General features: G+C 36.4%; 19 protein-coding genes and 1 other annotated feature. All 19 genes read right to left on the bottom strand.

The window, feature by feature from the left end:
* Position 1: 1 nt before the first annotated feature.
* A complete protein-coding gene (uraA, locus tag SJY24_RS10830) occupies positions 2-1,285 on the bottom strand; it encodes a uracil permease (protein WP_377864620.1) in 1,284 nt (427 codons plus the stop codon).
* A gap of 146 nt (positions 1,286-1,431) precedes the next feature.
* Entirely contained in the window at positions 1,432-1,974 is a 543-nt protein-coding gene (pyrR, locus tag SJY24_RS10825; protein WP_001156490.1) for a bifunctional pyrimidine operon transcriptional regulator/uracil phosphoribosyltransferase, read from the bottom strand.
* Between the two features lie 203 nt (positions 1,975-2,177).
* Positions 2,178-3,086 carry an RluA family pseudouridine synthase gene (locus SJY24_RS10820; protein ID WP_000005850.1) on the bottom strand — a complete coding sequence of 303 codons (909 nt, stop codon included), beginning with the start codon at positions 3,084-3,086 and terminating at the stop codon, positions 2,178-2,180.
* A gap of 4 nt (positions 3,087-3,090) precedes the next feature.
* Positions 3,091-3,549 (bottom strand): lipoprotein signal peptidase LspA, encoded by a 459-nt coding sequence (gene lspA / locus SJY24_RS10815; protein WP_000642178.1) that lies wholly within the window; start codon positions 3,547-3,549, stop codon positions 3,091-3,093.
* A gap of 124 nt (positions 3,550-3,673) precedes the next feature.
* Positions 3,674-4,003 (bottom strand): TraR/DksA C4-type zinc finger protein, encoded by a 330-nt coding sequence (locus tag SJY24_RS10810; RefSeq protein WP_001004662.1) that lies wholly within the window; start codon positions 4,001-4,003, stop codon positions 3,674-3,676.
* 167 nt (positions 4,004-4,170) lie between these two features.
* Complete coding sequence (gene ileS2, locus SJY24_RS10805; protein WP_044737812.1) at positions 4,171-6,936, bottom strand: isoleucine--tRNA ligase; 2,766 nt, start codon at positions 6,934-6,936, stop codon at positions 4,171-4,173.
* A 71-nt stretch (positions 6,937-7,007) separates the two neighbouring features.
* Positions 7,008-7,232: a binding site (T-box leader), on the bottom strand.
* A gap of 51 nt (positions 7,233-7,283) precedes the next feature.
* Positions 7,284-7,790 carry a septum site-determining protein DivIVA gene (gene divIVA / locus SJY24_RS10800; protein WP_001131611.1) on the bottom strand — a complete coding sequence of 169 codons (507 nt, stop codon included), beginning with the start codon at positions 7,788-7,790 and terminating at the stop codon, positions 7,284-7,286.
* Between the two features lie 89 nt (positions 7,791-7,879).
* Entirely contained in the window at positions 7,880-8,647 is a 768-nt protein-coding gene (locus SJY24_RS10795) for a YlmH family RNA-binding protein (RefSeq protein WP_377864619.1), read from the bottom strand.
* 15 nt (positions 8,648-8,662) lie between these two features.
* The gene (locus SJY24_RS10790; protein ID WP_097830920.1) at positions 8,663-8,926 is read right to left on the bottom strand and encodes a YggT family protein; all 264 of its coding nucleotides are present in this window, start codon (positions 8,924-8,926) and stop codon (positions 8,663-8,665) included.
* 6 nt (positions 8,927-8,932) lie between these two features.
* Complete coding sequence (locus tag SJY24_RS10785) at positions 8,933-9,403, bottom strand: cell division protein SepF (RefSeq protein ID WP_098498909.1); 471 nt, start codon at positions 9,401-9,403, stop codon at positions 8,933-8,935.
* A 19-nt stretch (positions 9,404-9,422) separates the two neighbouring features.
* Positions 9,423-10,097, bottom strand: coding sequence for a YggS family pyridoxal phosphate-dependent enzyme (locus SJY24_RS10780; RefSeq protein WP_377867235.1), 675 nt, complete (start codon positions 10,095-10,097; stop codon positions 9,423-9,425).
* Positions 10,098-10,102: 5 nt separating this feature from the next.
* The gene (pgeF, locus tag SJY24_RS10775; protein ID WP_377864618.1) at positions 10,103-10,912 is read right to left on the bottom strand and encodes a peptidoglycan editing factor PgeF; all 810 of its coding nucleotides are present in this window, start codon (positions 10,910-10,912) and stop codon (positions 10,103-10,105) included.
* A gap of 120 nt (positions 10,913-11,032) precedes the next feature.
* Entirely contained in the window at positions 11,033-11,311 is a 279-nt protein-coding gene (locus tag SJY24_RS10770) for a YlmC/YmxH family sporulation protein (protein ID WP_000619396.1), read from the bottom strand.
* 295 nt (positions 11,312-11,606) lie between these two features.
* Positions 11,607-12,386, bottom strand: coding sequence for an RNA polymerase sporulation sigma factor SigG (sigG, locus tag SJY24_RS10765; protein ID WP_000197755.1), 780 nt, complete (start codon positions 12,384-12,386; stop codon positions 11,607-11,609).
* A 157-nt stretch (positions 12,387-12,543) separates the two neighbouring features.
* Entirely contained in the window at positions 12,544-13,263 is a 720-nt protein-coding gene (sigE, locus tag SJY24_RS10760; RefSeq protein ID WP_000976948.1) for an RNA polymerase sporulation sigma factor SigE, read from the bottom strand.
* 19 nt (positions 13,264-13,282) lie between these two features.
* Positions 13,283-14,200, bottom strand: coding sequence for a sigma-E processing peptidase SpoIIGA (spoIIGA, locus tag SJY24_RS10755; RefSeq protein WP_000261968.1), 918 nt, complete (start codon positions 14,198-14,200; stop codon positions 13,283-13,285).
* A 302-nt stretch (positions 14,201-14,502) separates the two neighbouring features.
* Positions 14,503-15,657 carry a cell division protein FtsZ gene (ftsZ, locus tag SJY24_RS10750; RefSeq protein ID WP_098498904.1) on the bottom strand — a complete coding sequence of 385 codons (1,155 nt, stop codon included), beginning with the start codon at positions 15,655-15,657 and terminating at the stop codon, positions 14,503-14,505.
* A gap of 39 nt (positions 15,658-15,696) precedes the next feature.
* Complete coding sequence (gene ftsA, locus SJY24_RS10745) at positions 15,697-16,998, bottom strand: cell division protein FtsA (protein ID WP_098498903.1); 1,302 nt, start codon at positions 16,996-16,998, stop codon at positions 15,697-15,699.
* 400 nt (positions 16,999-17,398) lie between these two features.
* Positions 17,399-18,169 (bottom strand): cell division protein DivIB, encoded by a 771-nt coding sequence (gene divIB / locus SJY24_RS10740; protein WP_377864617.1) that lies wholly within the window; start codon positions 18,167-18,169, stop codon positions 17,399-17,401.
* Positions 18,170-18,229: the final 60 nt, after the last annotated feature.

The raw sequence follows: 18,229 nt of genomic DNA, 5'->3' as shown, positions 1-18,229 counted from the left end.
ATTATGAAGCAATCTGCTTAGATTGTTTTATTTGTTTCGTTTCCGGTAGTAGTAGATTTAACAGTACGCCTACAATTGCTGCTAGTGCCATTCCTTCTACTTGGAACGATTCTCCTACGTGGAGTACCGCTCCACCAATACCGATTACTAGTATTACTGATGCAATCATTAAGTTTCGTTTGTCACTTAAGTCTGTTTTATCATCTACCATCATGCGTAATCCGCTTGATGCGATTACACCGAATAGTAAGATTGATACACCACCCATAACCGGTGTTGGAATCGAATGAATCAGCGCTGAAATTTTCCCGATAAATCCAAACATGATTGCGAACACTGCTGAACCGATGAATAAGTATACACTGTATGCTCTCGTAATTGCTAGCACACCGATGTTTTCACCGTACGTTGTATTCGGTGGTCCACCTATTAGTGATGCGATTAATGTTGCTACTCCATCACCGAAGATTGAGCGATGTAAACCTGGTTTTTCAATTAAATCTCTTTTAATAACATTTCCAAGTACAATTTGATGTCCGATATGCTCTGAAATTGTTACTAGTGCAACTGGTACCATCAAGAGTACAATCTTCCACGAAAACTCCGGAGTATATGTTACAAATGGTACTGTGAAATCTGGTACAACAAACCATTTTGCCTCAGCTACCGGCTTTAAGTCTACTAGCCCTTGGAAGTAAGCGAAGATATATCCGCCGACGATGCCAAGCAGTACTGGTATTATACTGAAAAATCCTCTTCCGAATATAGAGCAGATAATTGTAATTGCTAATGTTACTAATGCTACTGAAAAGTGTGTCATGCTATACTTGCCATCTGCACCGTTCATCGCCATATTAACTGCTGTATGCGCTAAAGCTAGACCGATTACCATTACGACTGGACCAACTACGATTGGCGGAAGTAATTTCATAATCCACTCTGATCCTGACTTCTTAATTCCGAGTGAGATTAAGATGTACACAAGTCCTGCAAACAAACCACCGAGCATTGCTGCTCCAGGTCCACCTGCTGTTTTCGCTGTTATAATCGGTGCGATAAAGGCGAATGATGATCCTAGATAGGCAGGTACTTGACCTTTCGTTATAAGAAGAAACGCTAGCGTTCCTAATCCACTTGATATTAATGCTACTGACGGATTCAATCCTGTTAAAAACGGAACAAGCACTGTTGATCCAAACATCGCGAACAAATGTTGTATACTTAAAAATAACCATTTTCCCGGTTTCGGTACTTCATTAACGTCTAACACTGGCTTTTGTTCCATTGTTACATCCTCCTTCAGTTTAAATCTTTGCAATAAAAAAACTCTTTGTGCCTGTGCACAAAGAGTCCTACACTTTCGTATGCCAAATTTGACATATGAAAGCCAAGACCCTTTGGCAGCCTCACAGGACTACATTTAAAAGGGCTTTACTTATCGTATATGCTTACTCGATCTTGTTGATCTGTCTCTTGCAAATCAACTTCGATACGCTCTTCACTTGATGTAGGAATGTTCTTTCCTACATAATCAGCGCGAATTGGTAGTTCACGATGACCTCTATCAACAAGAACCGCCAGTTGGATTTGTGATGGTCTACCTAAATCCATAAGAGCATCCATTGCTGCTCGAACTGTTCTTCCTGTATATAATACATCATCCACAAGGATAACTTTTTTCTTCGTAATATCTACAGGGATATCAGAACCTTTTACAAGTGGTTCTTCATTTTTCGATTGTAGTGTTAGATCATCACGATATAACGTAATATCCAGCTCTCCAACTTCCATTTCTTTTCCTTCAATTTGACCAATTCGTTCTGCCAAACGTTGTGCAATAAAAATTCCACGAGTTTTAATTCCGACAAGAACACAATTATCGACACCTTTATTTCGTTCCACGATTTCATGACTAATTCGTGTTAAAGCGCGGCGAATCATTTGGTCATCTAAAACGACAGCTTTCTCTTGCATGCTCTACACCTCCAAGCTTTTTTCTTGCGTGAGAGTAATGGTATAAAAAAAGTCCTCTCAGCGTGTGCGAGAGGACTTTTGAAAAAAGGGTACAGCATACCCTATGTATTTCAAACCGTTACCTTCTCAACCTCACGGGGCTGTGTTAAAGGATCATTATTTAACTGTTGTCAGTATCTCAGTTTTCTTATGATTTGTCAATACTATTTCCGTAAAATATTTAATGCGTCTTCAAACACTTCTGGAATCGGTGCCTCAAACTGAATATATTCACCAGTACGAGGATGGTCAAACCCTAAAATGCCTGCGTGAAGTGCTTGTCCATTCATGTCTAATGTTTTCTTCGGACCATACTTCGGATCTCCTGCAAGTGGATAGCCAATATATTTCATATGAACACGAATTTGGTGCGTACGTCCCGTTTCTAAGCGACATTCTACAAGTGTAAAATCTTTAAAGCGTTCTAACACTTGGAAGTGCGTAACAGCATTCTTACCATTTTCATCAACTGTCATGCTTTGACGTTCTTTCTTATCGCGACCAATTGGCGCATCGATCGTTCCTTTATCATGTGGAATTACACCGTGTACAATCGCTTTGTAGCGTCTTGTTACTGTTTTTGCTACAAGTTGATTTACAAGTGATTCGTGCGCCATATCATTTTTAGCAACCATTAATAGTCCAGATGTATCTTTATCAATACGATGCACGATACCAGGACGCATTACACCGTTAATACCTGATAGGTCTGTACAATGATGCATAAGTCCGTTTACAAGCGTACCGCTTGTGTGTCCTGGTGCCGGATGCACAACCATACCACGTGGCTTATTTACAACGAGTACATCTGCATCTTCATAATAAATTTCTAAATTCATATCTTCTGGTTGAATATCTAACTCTTCTGGGTCAGGAATTGTTACTGTAATTTCATCATTTCCTTTTACTTTATAATTCACTTTAACTGACTTTCCATTAACTGTAACAACATCATCTTTAATCCATTGTTGTACTTGTGAACGTGACCATTCACTGTTTATTTCTGCAACGAATTTATCAATTCGCTCACTTTTTTGTTCTTCTGCAACTGTTACTTGTACTACTTCACTCATTCAATTACTCCTTCGTTTTCTTTCCTTCTAATACTGTTTGAATAATAATTAATACAACGCCAATACACAATGCTGAGTCAGCTATATTGAATACTGGATAGTTGTACGAGAAAATATACACGTGAATGAAATCCACTACTTCTTGTCTAAATACACGATCAATAAAATTGCCAATTGCTCCGCCTAAAATTAGACCTAATGAAATACCTAGAAGCTTGTCTGTTTTCGCATACTTTTTCATATAAAATACGATAAACGCTACGAAAACGACTGTAATAATGTAGAAGAACCACATTTTATTTTCTAAAATACCCCAGGCAGCTCCTCTATTTCGATGTGATGTTATGTATAATACATTATCGATAATCGGAATGCTTGTACCCAATTCCATGTTCTTTACAATTAGCCACTTCGATATTTGATCGATGGCAATGACAAATAACGCTATTACATAATATATCATTTTCATTTCCCCCACAAAGACAGTGTACCTCAAAATTTTAGCATAGCTGCTACCTTTTCACAATGAACCTTTATAGAAGAATAAAATAAATTAAAAAAAGGTAACATAATATCGTTGTGCGTATTCATACATTTACCTTTTCATAGAAAAATTCATGAATCGTACGGGCAGTCGGCATTGTTTTCATTTGTTTTGTAGAAATTGCTCTCCCAGTTTCTTCACAAATACCGTACATATCTATTTCCATTTTAAACAATGCACGTTCTACATCTTTTAAATCCTCTTTTATATCATGTAATAGCAATTTTTTCTTTATCTCTTCCTTTATTTCATATCCAAGTTCTTGGCTGAACTCTGTATCATATTTGTGCATGACTTCTTTAGCTAGTCTCTCTTGCAATTCTTTTCTCATCAATTGCAATTCTTCTTTTATTTCCATATACATTTCATTCACGTGTACATTCCTCCCAGCTGCAATGTACAATTAGTGTGTCCGAAATTCTCACGCTTACCTCACACACATTTTTCCTTCATAGGAAAGAGAGTGAAAATTATTTTAATATATCATCAACGAAAAAAAAACAAAAAAACTGACTGCACTTGCGCGCAATCAGTTTTTTATTATTTTACATAGTTTTCTTTAACAACTGTTGCACAACGCTCACATAATGTTTCATGTTCTGCATCTTTACCAATTGTTTCTGAAACAACCCAACAACGTTCACACGTCTCACCTGTCGCCTGTGCTACAACTACAGCTGTATGCTCATACTTTGGTGCTTCTGTTGGCGCTTCTTCAATTGTACCACCAAGTTTATACTCAGAAACGATGAATAATTGCTTTAAGTCTTCGCTAATAGACTCTAACATAGCCTTCATTTCTGCAGTCGGATATAGCGTAATGCTCGCATTTAATGACTTACCAATTACTTTCTCATTACGAGCTACTTCTAACGCTTTTAAAACGTCATCACGTAATGTCATAAATGCATCCCATTTTGCTCTTAACGCTTCTGAACCTTCTACTTCTGTAGCTTCTGGCATATTAGTTAACTGTACGCTTTCTTCTTCTGCACCAGGAACATATGGCCATACTTCATCAGCTGTATGAGGTAAGATTGGCGTTACAAGTTTCGTTAATGCAACAAGAACATCATATAATACAGTTTGAATTGCACGACGATCCGCGTGATCTGCACCTTCAATGTATAAAATGTCTTTTGCAAAGTCTAAGTAGAATGAACTTAGATCAATTGTACAGAAGTTGTGAATTGCATGATATACAGCAGCAAAGTCATATGTTTCATATGCATCTTTTACTTTTGTAATTAAGTCATTTAACTTCACTAACATGTAACGATCTACTTCACGAAGTTCAGCTACCGCTACTGTATTTTCACTTGGATTAAAGTCATCTAAGTTTCCTAATAAGAAACGGAATGTATTACGGATTTTACGATACACTTCTGCTACTTGTTTTAAAATATCATCTGAGATACGTACATCAGATTGATAGTCAACAGAAGATACCCATAAGCGTAAAATGTCTCCGCCTAATTGATCCATAATTTTCTTCGGTACGACGATGTTTCCAATCGACTTACTCATTTTACGTCCTTCACCATCTAGTACGAAACCATGGCTTAGTACGCCTTTATATGGAGCTTTACCAGTTACAGCAACTGCTGTTGATAATGAAGAGTTAAACCAACCACGATACTGGTCAGATCCTTCTAAATATAAATCAGCTGGACGTTGTAAGTCTTCGCGCTCTTCTAATACCGCTTGGTGAGAAGAACCTGAATCGAACCATACATCCATGATGTCTGTTTCTTTACGGAATTCACCATTTGGGCTACCTGTATGTGTAAATCCTTCTGGTAATAAATCTTTCGCTTCACGCTCGAACCATACGTTAGAACCGTGCTCACGGAATAAATCTGCTACATGGTTAATTGTTTCATCTGTAATAATTGGATCACCATTTTCTGCATAGAATACAGGAATTGGCACACCCCATGCACGCTGACGAGAAATACACCAGTCACCACGGTCACGAACCATATTATGAAGGCGAGTTTCTCCCCATGCTGGTACCCATTTTGTTTCCGCAACAGCTTCTAATAACTCTTTACGGAACGCTTCAATAGATGCAAACCACTGTGCTGTCGCACGGAAAATAATTGGTTTTTTCGTTCTCCAATCATGTGGGTATGAATGCGTAATGAATGTTAGTTTCAGTAACGCGCCTACTTCTTCTAATTTTTCTGTAATTGGCTTGTTAGCTTTATCATAGAATAAGCCTTCAAATCCAGGTGCTTCATTTGTTAATACACCTTTATCATCAACTGGGCAAAGTACTTCTAAGCCATACTTTTTACCAACAACGAAGTCATCTTCCCCGTGTCCTGGTGCTGTATGAACACAACCTGTACCTGCATCTGTTGTTACGTGCTCTCCTAGCATAACTAATGAGTCACGATCGTAGAATGGATGTTTTGCAACTGTATACTCAAGTTCGCTACCTTTTACCGTTTTCACCACTTCAGCATTTTCCCACTCTAACGTTTTTGCAACTGTCTCAAATAGTTCAGAAGCGATGATATATTTCTCATCATTTACTTTTACAATAGCATATTCAAGTTCTGGGTGAACAGAAATACCTAAGTTTGCAGGTAACGTCCAAGGCGTTGTTGTCCAGATAATGTATTTCTCATCACCTTCTAATACGTTCTTTCCGTCTTTTACAGGGAATGCTACGTAAATAGATGCTGATTTTTTATCTTGATATTCAATTTCAGCTTCTGCTAAAGCTGATTCACTTGTTGGAGACCAGTAAACTGGTTTCTGTCCTTTATAGATATAACCTTTTTTCGCCATGTCACCAAACACTTTAATTTGTTGTGCTTCATAAGCTGGCTCTAAAGTAATATATGGATTATCCCAATCTGCACGTACACCTAAACGCTTAAATTGTTCACGTTGACGTTCTACTTGTTCATATGCATACTCTGCACATAACTTACGGAACTCAGCAACTGTCATTTCTTTACGCTTTACACCTTTATTTGTTAAAGCTTGCTCAATTGGTAAACCGTGTGTATCCCAACCTGGTACATATGGTGCGCAGTAACCCGTCATTGATTTATAACGAACAATAAAGTCTTTTAACACTTTATTTAATGCATGTCCCATATGAATGTCACCATTCGCATATGGAGGTCCATCATGCAGTACAAATAAAGGACGACCTTTCGTATGTTCTTGTACCTTTTCATAAATATTCATTTCAGCCCACTGTTCTTGCATTGCAGGCTCACGTTTTGGTAAATTCCCACGCATTGGGAACTCTGTTTTTGGCATTAGTAATGTATTTTTGTACTCCATGCTCAATTCCTCCTTACATGTATAAAAGAAACACTTAAAAAACGGAATAAAAAAGAGACCTTCTCATCCCAAAAAGGGACGAGAAAGTCTCCCGCGGTACCACCCTAGTAGATCCTATACGTATGTATACAATCCTCTTTATATTCTTAACGCGAATATACGCCTACGCTTACTCTATTTGTTCAGCGCGGAACTCCAGGGTGATATTCCCATCATCTCCTTATCCTGAGCTTACACCATCCTCAGTTCGCTATATAAGGTATGAAAAAGGTACTTATCCCTATCTTCGTTTTTCTTAATAAATATGTTGTTTAAAATTATATGTAATAATGAGAAAAACGTCAAGCTTACACTGTTTCTTCTTTCTTCAACAGTTCATCCACTTCGTCTTCTAACTCAATTAGTTTATCCCAATCATCGTTGTTTAACATTTCAAGCTGTGTTTCTAATAACATACGGAAACGAGTGCGGAATACTTTCGCTTGTTTCTTTAGCTCTTCAATATCAAAAGCAACTTTTCTTGATTTTACTAACGCTTCGTTAATAATACGGTCTGCATTCTTTTCAGCTTCACGTACGATTAATTTTGCTTCTTTTTGCGCATTACGTTTTACTTCTTCCGCTGCTTCTTGTGCAACGACGATAGATTTGTTTAACGTATCTTCAATATTAGAGAAATGATCTAATTTCCCTTCTAATTGCGCAACTTTTTCTTCTAAAGCTTTTTTCTCACGAATGACTAATTCATAATCTTTGATGATTTGATCAAGAAACTCATTTACTTGATCTTCATCATAGCCACGGAATCCGCGACCAAATTCTTTGTTATGAATATCTAATGGTGTTAACGGCACAACGCCACCTCCAAGTAGTTATCTAAATTTCCTCTTTCAATTATATCTTTTCTTCGACAAAATAGGAGGATTTCCTTCTAAAAAACCAATCATTTTAGTATACCATACAAAATTCTCCATTTGTCGCGCTTCGTTTTACCTTCTACAGAAAATATTTTACTTCTTCCGTATCCTCTAACCGAGAATACATCTCCTGGAAAACATTCATACGCAGTTTGCTCTACTGTTTTCCAATTGACTTTTACTAAGCCACCTTTTATAAGAGGCTGTACTTTCTGCCTGGATATATGTAGCATTTCAGCTAGCAAAACATCTAGACGAAGTGATGAAACTGTTCCAGATTTTTCTCCCCACTTTTCACCTACACACAAAATTTGTTCTGCTTGTACAGGCGTGAGAGATATTTTCACTTTCCCTATTGATTGTAAGTTCATTTCAATATAAGATACAACTTCTTTTGCAACTGCAATTTGGGCACGATTTTCTTGAAGCAAAATATCACCACATTTTTCTCTCGTTAAACCAAGTGACATAAATGCACCTAATATTTGCCTGTGTTCTAGCGTGTAAAATTTGGAAGGATAGTCAATTTCTAATACTTCTACTTGAAATTCCTCTTCATTTAATTCTAGATAGTCTGGATAAATTAGTGCTCTTTTTCGTTCAGATTCAGGCATCGCACCATCAAAGCATACAGCAACCTCTCCTTGCCCTATTACCATAGAGACAATTTGTTGCTGTCTTGGATCAAGAAAATCTGTTAACTTGACTTGATGATACTCAGCCGCCTGTTTCCACTCTAATACTTTATCCACAAAGACCTCTTCATCAGGTCTAAAATGCTCGTAGATGCTCATGTAAGTAACCTCTTATTATAAGAAATAGCGGAATAAACTTACTAAACCATTTGTAGCAAGCTTTAACGCAAGAATCGCAACGATTGGAGAGATGTCAATCATACCAAGCGGCGGAATAAACCTGCGAAATGGTTCTAAATACGGTTCACAAATACGTGCAAGAAACTCTCCAAAAGTTGATTCCTTTGCACCAGGAAACCATGATAGGAGAATATAAATAATAAGTGCCCACGAGTAAATCTCGATAGCATAAAGTAAAACTGTTAAAACTGTTCCCATGGCGTATTACCACCTCTTTATATTTGTTTCTTCTTCTTCACCGAACAACTCTGAAATTGCACCAACAATATCTACATTTTCAGGTGTACACATAAATGTTTTTGGGCCTATCTTTTGAATATCCCCGCCTATAGCGTATACAGTACCACTTAAAAAGTCAACGATACGTACAGCTTGATCTGTAGACATTCTTTGTAAATTAATTACAACAGCTCGTCTACCTTTTAAGTGATCCGAAATACCTTGTGCTTCCGAATATGTGCGTGGTTCTAGCAAAACAACTTTTGAAGATTGCTTCGCTGTTTCAATACTCACTACATTTTGCTTCGGTTGCACTTTGGCAAACGGAACATCTTGTTTTTCAGGGGGGTCTTGTTGTTTTTTCATGTCTGTTTGCTCCTTTTCATAACTATATTGAGCTGCTTCTTTTTCTTCCGGTGTGTCAAAAAAGAAGTATTTTACTTTTGACCAACTCATAATAACTTTCTCCTTCCTCTTACGCTTTTCCTACTAAAACCGTTCCCAGACGAATATATGTAGCGCCTTCCTCAATTGCAATCGTGTAATCATTTGACATTCCCATTGATAATTCTTTACATGGTGCATGTAATAATTCTAGCTCTTGCACCTCTGTTTGTAGCATACGCAATTCCTTAAAGCAGCGACGAATGTCTTCCTCTTCTGCTGTAAAAGGCGCCATCGTCATTAGTCCAACCACTTCAATCTTATCCAATTCTTGCAAACTTTGAATAAATGGAATTGCTTCTTCTATCGCTAATCCTTGCTTTGATTCTTCTGATGATGTTTTCACTTGAATAAAGCATTTAATTTTCTTTTCAGCGCGTTTTTGAATTTCTTTTGCAAGCGAAAGGCGATCTAATGAATGTAAATAATCAATCTCATTAATGATTTCTTTTACTTTTCTCGTTTGCAATGAGCCAATAAAATGCCACTTCACTTTTGAACCGAAATGCTCGTATTTTTGTAAGAAACCTTCATTTCTATTTTCACCTAAATCAATAATTCCAGCTTCAATTACTTCGCTTGTTTTTTCAATTCCTACAGTTTTTGTAACTGCAACGAGCTTAATATCTTTCATCGAACGTCCAGCTCGTGCACAAGATTCCTTAATTGCTTCGTTTACAGCTGCTAAATTCACTTGCACTGTCACTTGCTTCACTCCCCCTTAAAACCTATGAAACTCAACATTCTCCCCGTCTTACCTTGATCACGACGATGTGAGAAAAATAATTGTTCTTCACAGCTTGTACAAAGAGATGACATTACAATATGTTCTTCTTTTATACCTGCTTGTACACATAATATACGATTAACTTCTTTTAAATTAATTGCATACTGACCATCAGAAATTACTTTATAAGGAACAGGTCCGTTTACTACTTGCTGTGCTGCTGTTAATACACGATCATCAACAACATAACAACATGATCCGATTGCCGGCCCAATTGCGACATGAATTTCATCACTTGAAACACCTTCTGCATTCCACTTTTGAATCATTTCTTTCGCAATCTCTGTTACAGTCCCTTTCCACCCAGCATGTGCAAGTCCTATCATATCATGTGATGGTGCATAAAAATAGAGCGGAACACAATCAGCGTAACAAGATGTTAAGAGAACATCTTTGTTCGTCGTATAAATGCCATCCGTTTTTGGAATACCGTCTTCATATGAATAAACGCCTTTCCCTTTTTCTTGCAATCCTACTTTCTCAACATGATGGTCATGAACTTGTTCAGAGCAAATCCATTTTTCTAATGGTTTTTGTAACTTATTCGCTAAAATGCGTCTATTTTCATGAACATTCTCCACGATATCATTCACATGTAATCCTAAATTCATCGCATGAAAGGAGCCTGTACTTACTCCACCATCTTTTGTCGTAAATCCAACAGTAATGTTTCCAAGTTCTTTCCACGCTTGTAAATACAGTATACCGTCCACATATTTAAATGGTTCTCTCATAACAAAGCGGCTCCTTTTAATTAAAATAACATAAAAAAGCATGGTACTTCCTGTCTATTTTACCATACTTTTATTTTTTCATAATGACAACTGAAAAAAAAGAGGAATTTGTAATATTCTTTAAGAAATTGTTGGTGTTTGTATTGATTCTGTTACAGAATTAATATTATCCACTCTCACAAGTATGACATCTTCCCCAATTTTCATAATTTTCTCCCAAGGAATTACAAATTCTACTTCCTTTCCAAATAGTCCAAGCATTCGTGTCTGCTTAGAAATAATAACTGCCCTAATCTTTCCTGTGTCTATATCAAAATCAATATCTCCAATATTTCCAAGCCTTTTTCCATCTGAAATATTCACAACATCCTTCATTTGAAACTCCGAAATTCGTATCATATTCATCCTCTCCCTTATATCATGAATTGTAAGTACTCTCTCAAATAAAGTGCAACCTTAATCAGTGGAGATTTTGTTCCTCCCTACTGACTATTACCCCATGCTAATCGGACTTTTACGGACCGCGGACTTCCACCTAACTTCTTTACTTCAGCCGAATTTTAAAACAGGTAAACAGTATTTAACTTCTACTAATAGAACATCCATTTTATTTTCATTATATGAACCGACCTACTTTACTATGAGCGCAAAATATTACACATAAAAAAAGCCCACACCATAACTGGTGAGGGCCTTATCCTTGAATCGTCTTATTCATTTGCTTAATAGCAGACTTCTCCAAACGTGATACTTGCGCCTGAGAAATCCCAATTTCTTCGGCAACTTCCATCTGTGTCTTTCCTTGGAAGAAACGTTTTCGAATAATCATTTTCTCACGATCATTTAAACGCTTCATCCCCTCTTTCAACGCTAGTTCTTCAACCCACTGCTCGTCCTTTTGTTTTTCATCACTTAACTGATCCATAACAAAAATAGGATCTCCCCCATCATTATAAATCGGTTCAAATAGTGAAACTGGGTCTTGAATAGCATCTAACGCAAAAACAATTTCTTCATGCGTCACTTCAAGAACTTTTGCAATATCCATTGCTGTCGGTTCTTTCGAGTTTTCAGCAATCAATTTCTCTCTTACTTGTAATGCTTTATACGCAATATCTCGTAACGAGCGAGATACGCGAATTGGATTGTTATCACGCAAATATCTGCGTATTTCCCCAATAATCATCGGCACAGCATACGTTGAAAATTTTACATTTTGGCCTAAATCAAAATTATCAATGGATTTCATAAGTCCAATGCAGCCAACTTGAAATAAATCATCAACATATTCTCCTCTGTTATTAAATCTTTGGATGACGCTCAGTACAAGACGTAAGTTTCCATTCACTAATTTCTCTCTTGCGCTTATCTCTCCACTTTGCATTTCGCGAAATAATTTACGCATCTCTTCATTTTTTAGTACTGGAAGTTTAGCTGTATCAACACCGCAAATTTCTACTTTGTTTCTCGTCAAAGTGTTCCCTCCTATCGGGAGTTGCTGTACAGTGTAAAGTATTTCCTTTGAAGGGGATTTTATGCATGTGGTTTTTCCATCATTTTTCACAAACATCATATTTCCTAATGCACAAAAAAAGAATAAGACCAGTCTAAATACCGACTGGTCTTATTCTTCACACCATTTTATTAAATTCTTTTCGTAATCTTTTTATAATTCTTTTTTCCAAACGAGAAATATAAGACTGTGAAATTCCAAGCATATCAGCCACATCTTTTTGTGTCTTCTCTTCGCCACCAGCGAGTCCAAACCGAAGCTCCATAATTTGTTTTTCACGATCATTTAATTGATGTAATGCTTTCATTAAAAGATGACGATCTACTGTAGCTTCTAAATCTTTTGTAATAATGTCATCATCTGTACCTAAAACATCTGATAATAACAGTTCATTTCCGTCCCAATCAATGTTAAGAGGTTCATCAAACGAAACTTCCGAACGATTTTTATTATTTCGACGCAAATGCATTAAAATCTCATTTTCTATACAACGAGATGCATATGTTGCTAATTTAATTTTCTTTTCTGGATTAAATGTATTCACTGCTTTTATAAGACCAATTGTTCCTATACTAATTAAATCCTCAATATTTATCCCTGTATTTTCAAACTTTCTTGCTATATATACAACAAGCCGTAAGTTACGTTCAATAAGCAGTGACCTCGCAGCTTGATCTCCCTTTGGCAATTTATTCAAAAGAACTTCCTCTTCTTCTTTCGTTAACGGTGGTGGCAACGCTTCACTTCCACCAATATAATAAATTTCATCGGTCTTAATTCCTAGTTTCAGCAATACTTTATACCAAAGGTATACCAAGTAAAATTTTAATTTCATCATATTATCCCGCCTCTCATAATTAAGCTATTACCATCTTTTGCGAAATCAACATTTTCGGATGTACAATGCATTGATACTCTCCATTGCTAGATAATTGTTGTGTATTTAATCCAATCAATACTTTATTTACAACAATCGAACTACCTTCATGATAAACTTGCACACAATCTGGCTTAATTGCCCATAAAAATTGATTCTCTACTCCTACCGCTCGGAAAGGAATTAAACGCAGTTTCGTCGCCCATCCGGAATCATTTTCTGGTATTTGAGGAATTTCTGTTTTGGAATAAATTTGTTCTGTTAACCAAACTGGCAAACAATGCTCTAATGATGAAATATGCATAATCATAACGGGTGTTTTTGTTAACGGATCATAAAGTTGGTTCCCACTATCAATTAGACCTGCTAATTCTAATTCCTCTCCAACTAATTGAATTTTCACTTTCACGATTTGATCATAGTGTATCTTTGTGACTTCTACGCTTTCTATACGCTTTTTAGAAAAGTAATAAATTACTGGAAAACCAAAAATCACAAACAACCAACTAATTGGATCACCGTAAGAAACTGATTTAGATTGAACTAATCCATTTACCATTTCGTTCGTTTGCAAAAAGAAATGCGTTCCAATTAATCCACCACCAACCATAAAGGTTACAAAATAAAAAGTAAAAACAGTTTGTGCATAATTTCTAAATGTTGAAAACCCAAATGCTGTATACACAATAAGTAACGAGTACAACAGTTTCATAATTGGATGTGTCATCATAGAAGCAAAAGGAGTAAAGGCGAAAATAACAATAGTTGAACCTATAAATGCTCCTAACACAAGCCTCCATCTTTTGATTCTCTTTTTTAACACGGTGGCTGTTAATAAAAGTAAAAGAAAATCAATGCAGGCGTTTAACAACCAAACAATGTCGGCGTAAACAACCAAACAATTCACCTCTTTTTTTAAGTTGAGACTAGTATAATGCATATCCAATAGGAAAGTGTGTCAATTGGTGGAGGGGTTTTTTTGTTATTTTGTGATTTCTAGACATAATCTGTCGGTAAAAAATAAAAGTGTATTTTTCATAGAATAATATGAATTTCTTACTTATATACATAATAATTGAATTATATGTAAGCAAATTTACATCCTCTTTCTCACAACTTCATCTACAAATAAAAAAAGACCTGCTAAGCAGATCTTTTTCATTCCAATAACAAAAAAGGAGCATGAAAGCTCCTTTTCTTTTATCGTCTACGACGGTTACGTAAGAATGCTGGAATATCGATGTCATCTGAATCTGTATGACGATCATGCACAACCGGCTCTTCACGTTTCATTTCACGCTTAACTTCACGTTGTTTTGTAGGTTGAGCTACTGGTTGTTGTTGCTGTTGTGAATGATTCGCAGTCGGACGAATAATTGGTTTTGGCGGCTGCGTCGCAGCACTATCATCAAAGCCAGTTGCAATTACAGTGACAACAATATCATCTTTTAATCCTTCATTAATAACAGAACCGAAGATCATATTTACTTCTGGATCTGAAGCTGAAGCTACAATGTCTGCTGCTTCTTGTACTTCATATAAGCTTAAGTTCGCTCCGCCCGTAATGTTCATAATAACACCTTGAGCTCCATCAATAGATGTTTCTAGTAATGGACTAGAAATAGCTTTCTTCGCAGCTTCAGCAGCACGATTTTCACCATTACCAGAACCAATACCCATTAAAGCAGAACCTCTATTAGACATAATTGTCTTTACGTCTGCAAAGTCTAAGTTAATTAAACCTGGTGTTGCAATTAAATCAGAAATACCTTGAACACCTTGGCGTAATACGTTATCAGCTTCACGGAATGCTTCTAACATCGGCGTATTTTTATCAACAATCTCTAATAAGCGATCGTTTGGAATTACAATAAGTGTATCTACATTTTCTTTAAATGCCGCAATACCAGATGCAGCTTGCGTCGCACGCTTACGTCCTTCAAATGTAAATGGACGTGTTACAACACCAACTGTTAACGCACCTAATTCTTTTGCAACTTGAGCAACAACTGGAGCTGCACCAGTTCCAGTTCCGCCACCCATACCAGCAGTTACGAATACCATATCTGCACCACGAAGTGCTTCTTGGATCTGTTCTTTACTTTCTTCTGCCGCTTTTTTCCCTACTTCAGGGTTTGCGCCTGCACCAAGTCCACGCGTTAATTTTCCACCAATTTGCATTTTTGTTTCAGCTTTTGATAGATTTAATGCTTGTGCATCAGTATTCACAGCGATAAAGTCTACACCTTGTACACCGTGTTCAATCATACGGTTTACAGCATTGTTTCCGCCGCCGCCGACACCGATAACTTTTATATTCGCTAATTGATCTTGAGTAGTATCAAACTCTAACATGTCGAAATCCCCCTAGAACCTCATTTTTCGTGTCCAATTTTAATCCCATAAATAACGGAATGCACGTTTTACTTTTGACATCATACGGTCATCATTTTGATTATTATTGTTTTGATTACGAGTTTTTTGTTTTGCAGGTTGCTGTTGTACCGGCATTGGTGCTGGTACTGGTTCAAAATGCTCTTGCTTTTCCTGCACGTTTTTCCCACGTAATTTAGCTTTTTGATATGAGTGTTTAATTAAACCTACTCCGATTGTATATTGTGGCTCACGCACACCAATATAATCAGGAGTTGCTATACGAACATTTTCATGTAAGATATCATATGCAAGATCAAGAACACCTGGCATAGAAGCAATTCCGCCAGTTAGTACATAGCCAGAAGCAACTTGCTTTATTCCTAACTTATGCACCTCATCTTGAACAAACATTAAAATTTCCTCTACACGAGCCTCGATAATATCCGATAATTCCAATTGTGAATACTGTTCTGTCTGATCGCTTCCCATAATAGGAACCGTAAACATTTCTTCTTCAGATGCTGTATCATAAAAAGCATGTCCATATTTTAACTTAATTTGATCTGCATTTTCAGTTGAAGTTTTCAGCCCAATCGCAATATCCTTCGTTATATGGTCTCCACCTAATGGCAATACGCTCGTTGTTTGTAACTCTCCATCTTTAAAAATAGATAAAGTTGTAGAGCCTCCCCCAATATCAACAAGGGCCACTCCTCTATTTTTTTCATCTGAAGATATAGCAACTGTTGCAGCCGCTAAAGGTTGAAGACAAATATCAACAATTTCAAGACCTGCTTTTTCTACACAACGAAGTAGGTTATGTAGTAAAGTTCTCGAGCCTGTAATAAGTGTACCTTCCATTTCTAATCTTACACCGATCATCCCGCGTGGATCGTTAATCTCGTCAAGACCGTCTACAATGAACTGTCGAGGTACCACATCAATAAATTCACGTTCAGGAGCAATTGACACAACTTGTGCTGCATCTAGAACGCGTAAGACATCTTCATTTCCGATTTCACGATCTTCATTTGAAACAGCGACTACACCATGACAAGGAAGTAGCTGTACCTGGTTTGCATTGACACCCACTACAACTTGCTCAATGTGGATTCCCACCATGCGCTCAGCTTGTTCAATTGCTTTTTTAATTGATCGAACAGTCTCATCTATATCGACTATCGATCCCTTCTTTAAACCATTTGATTTTACATTTCCAACACCAATTATGTTTAAGCTGTCATTAACCATTTCACCAATGATGACTTTAACATTGGATGTACCGATGTCAAGACTAACATATATTTCATTGCTGTTCATTCTTTGGCACCTCCTTCTTTATTTATACCATACAACTCAATATATGGAACAACAATCGCAACTTTACTATTTATAAGAAAAATATTCAACGTCTTTATACGTTTCCCTTTTTTAACCCTATATTTTTCTTATTTTTATTTAACATTCATTTAAGAATATCGCAGTAAACTGTGAATAACTGCTTATCTTGAAATAATTCTATTTCAAGTGTAAAGATTACCGCCAAGTATAAGTCTACACTAAGATGTACTCATAGAAAAGTGAAACTTGTACCAATCCTAGTATGAATCTAATAATTTTTACATATTTTTCATCAAATTAAGCATTCTTGCAAATTAGCATTCATACAAAAGAACATTTGTTTCATTTTATACGTAATAACGTAGTGAAAACTATCATTCTATTCTTTCTTTTCTTCAGCACCTAGTTCCTTCGTATAAGCCCCCACTTCTAAGTCAATTAACACCTTTTTACCAGGTTCAATTGTTTTTATAATAAGTGGATAAGCTTCCATTCGCTTTGCGAAATTTTGAATAGTGGCGCTCACTTCATATCCTTCATTCATATATAAAGTAAGATGATCTTCATTTGCGTTCGTTGGTGTATAACGAATTTCAGAAATAGACCTTAAAATAGTCGGCGTTAATTTTTCTAGTTCTGCAATTAACTCCTTCATTTTTTCCTCTTTAAACGGTTCAAAAATTGGTGCTGCAACTGGAAGTTTCCCATTCGGAAGTACATCTAGTGTTTTCCCATTTTCTAATAACGGTTGTAATTTTCCATCTTTGTTTATATAGCCGATGGTTAAATATTCTTCTATATGAACATCAATTTTGTTTGGGAAACGCTTTTTTACATTTACCGCTTTAATTTCTTTTCGTTTCGTTAAGTTTTCTTCTGCTTTATGTGCTGTTACTCGGAAATAACTCGTGTCATATGTCACACCTGATTCCTTCATAACTTGTTCATCTGTCATATAATGATTTCCAAACACACTTATCTTTTTTATATTACTAAGTGGAGACCGAAAATAAATTAAAAAGAGTACTAATAAAAATAAAATCGATATGTATAAAATTAACCGATGATTAACAGGTTTTTTATTCTTTTTCTTTTGATTCTTTAACTTTGGTACACGATCTTGTAGTTTAATCACTTTACTATTTTTCATGTACGATCCCCCTATGTAACATAAAAAACGGCATGTTCCTCATGCCGTTCTTATCTTCTT

This window comes from Bacillus sp. R86525, from assembly GCF_042466195.1.
Classification (GTDB): domain Bacteria; phylum Bacillota; class Bacilli; order Bacillales; family Bacillaceae_G; genus Bacillus_A; species Bacillus_A nitratireducens.
Note: the sequence above shows the minus strand (reverse complement) of the source record. Positions and strands in the feature narration are given on the sequence as shown.

Bases quoted from the DNA above. Each gene is read 5' to 3' on its own strand.
- uraA (WP_377864620.1), bottom strand. From the start codon at position 1,285: ATGGAACAAAAGCCAGTGTTAGACGTTAATGAAGTACCGAAACCGGGA.
- pyrR (WP_001156490.1), bottom strand. From the start codon at position 1,974: ATGCAAGAGAAAGCTGTCGTTTTAGATGACCAAATGATTCGCCGCGCT.
- SJY24_RS10820 (WP_000005850.1), bottom strand. From the start codon at position 3,086: ATGAGTGAAGTAGTACAAGTAACAGTTGCAGAAGAACAAAAAAGTGAG.
- lspA (WP_000642178.1), bottom strand. From the start codon at position 3,549: ATGATATATTATGTAATAGCGTTATTTGTCATTGCCATCGATCAAATA.
- ileS2 (WP_044737812.1), bottom strand. From the start codon at position 6,936: ATGGAGTACAAAAATACATTACTAATGCCAAAAACAGAGTTCCCAATG.
- SJY24_RS10795 (WP_377864619.1), bottom strand. From the start codon at position 8,647: ATGAGCATCTACGAGCATTTTAGACCTGATGAAGAGGTCTTTGTGGAT.
- SJY24_RS10790 (WP_097830920.1), bottom strand. From the start codon at position 8,926: ATGGGAACAGTTTTAACAGTTTTACTTTATGCTATCGAGATTTACTCG.
- SJY24_RS10785 (WP_098498909.1), bottom strand. From the start codon at position 9,403: ATGAGTTGGTCAAAAGTAAAATACTTCTTTTTTGACACACCGGAAGAA.
- pgeF (WP_377864618.1), bottom strand. From the start codon at position 10,912: ATGAGAGAACCATTTAAATATGTGGACGGTATACTGTATTTACAAGCG.
- SJY24_RS10770 (WP_000619396.1), bottom strand. From the start codon at position 11,311: ATGATACGAATTTCGGAGTTTCAAATGAAGGATGTTGTGAATATTTCA.
- sigE (WP_000976948.1), bottom strand. From the start codon at position 13,263: ATGATGAAATTAAAATTTTACTTGGTATACCTTTGGTATAAAGTATTG.
- ftsZ (WP_098498904.1), bottom strand. From the start codon at position 15,657: ATGTTAGAGTTTGATACTACTCAAGATCAATTAGCGAATATAAAAGTT.
- ftsA (WP_098498903.1), bottom strand. From the start codon at position 16,998: ATGAACAGCAATGAAATATATGTTAGTCTTGACATCGGTACATCCAAT.
- divIB (WP_377864617.1), bottom strand. From the start codon at position 18,169: ATGAAAAATAGTAAAGTGATTAAACTACAAGATCGTGTACCAAAGTTA.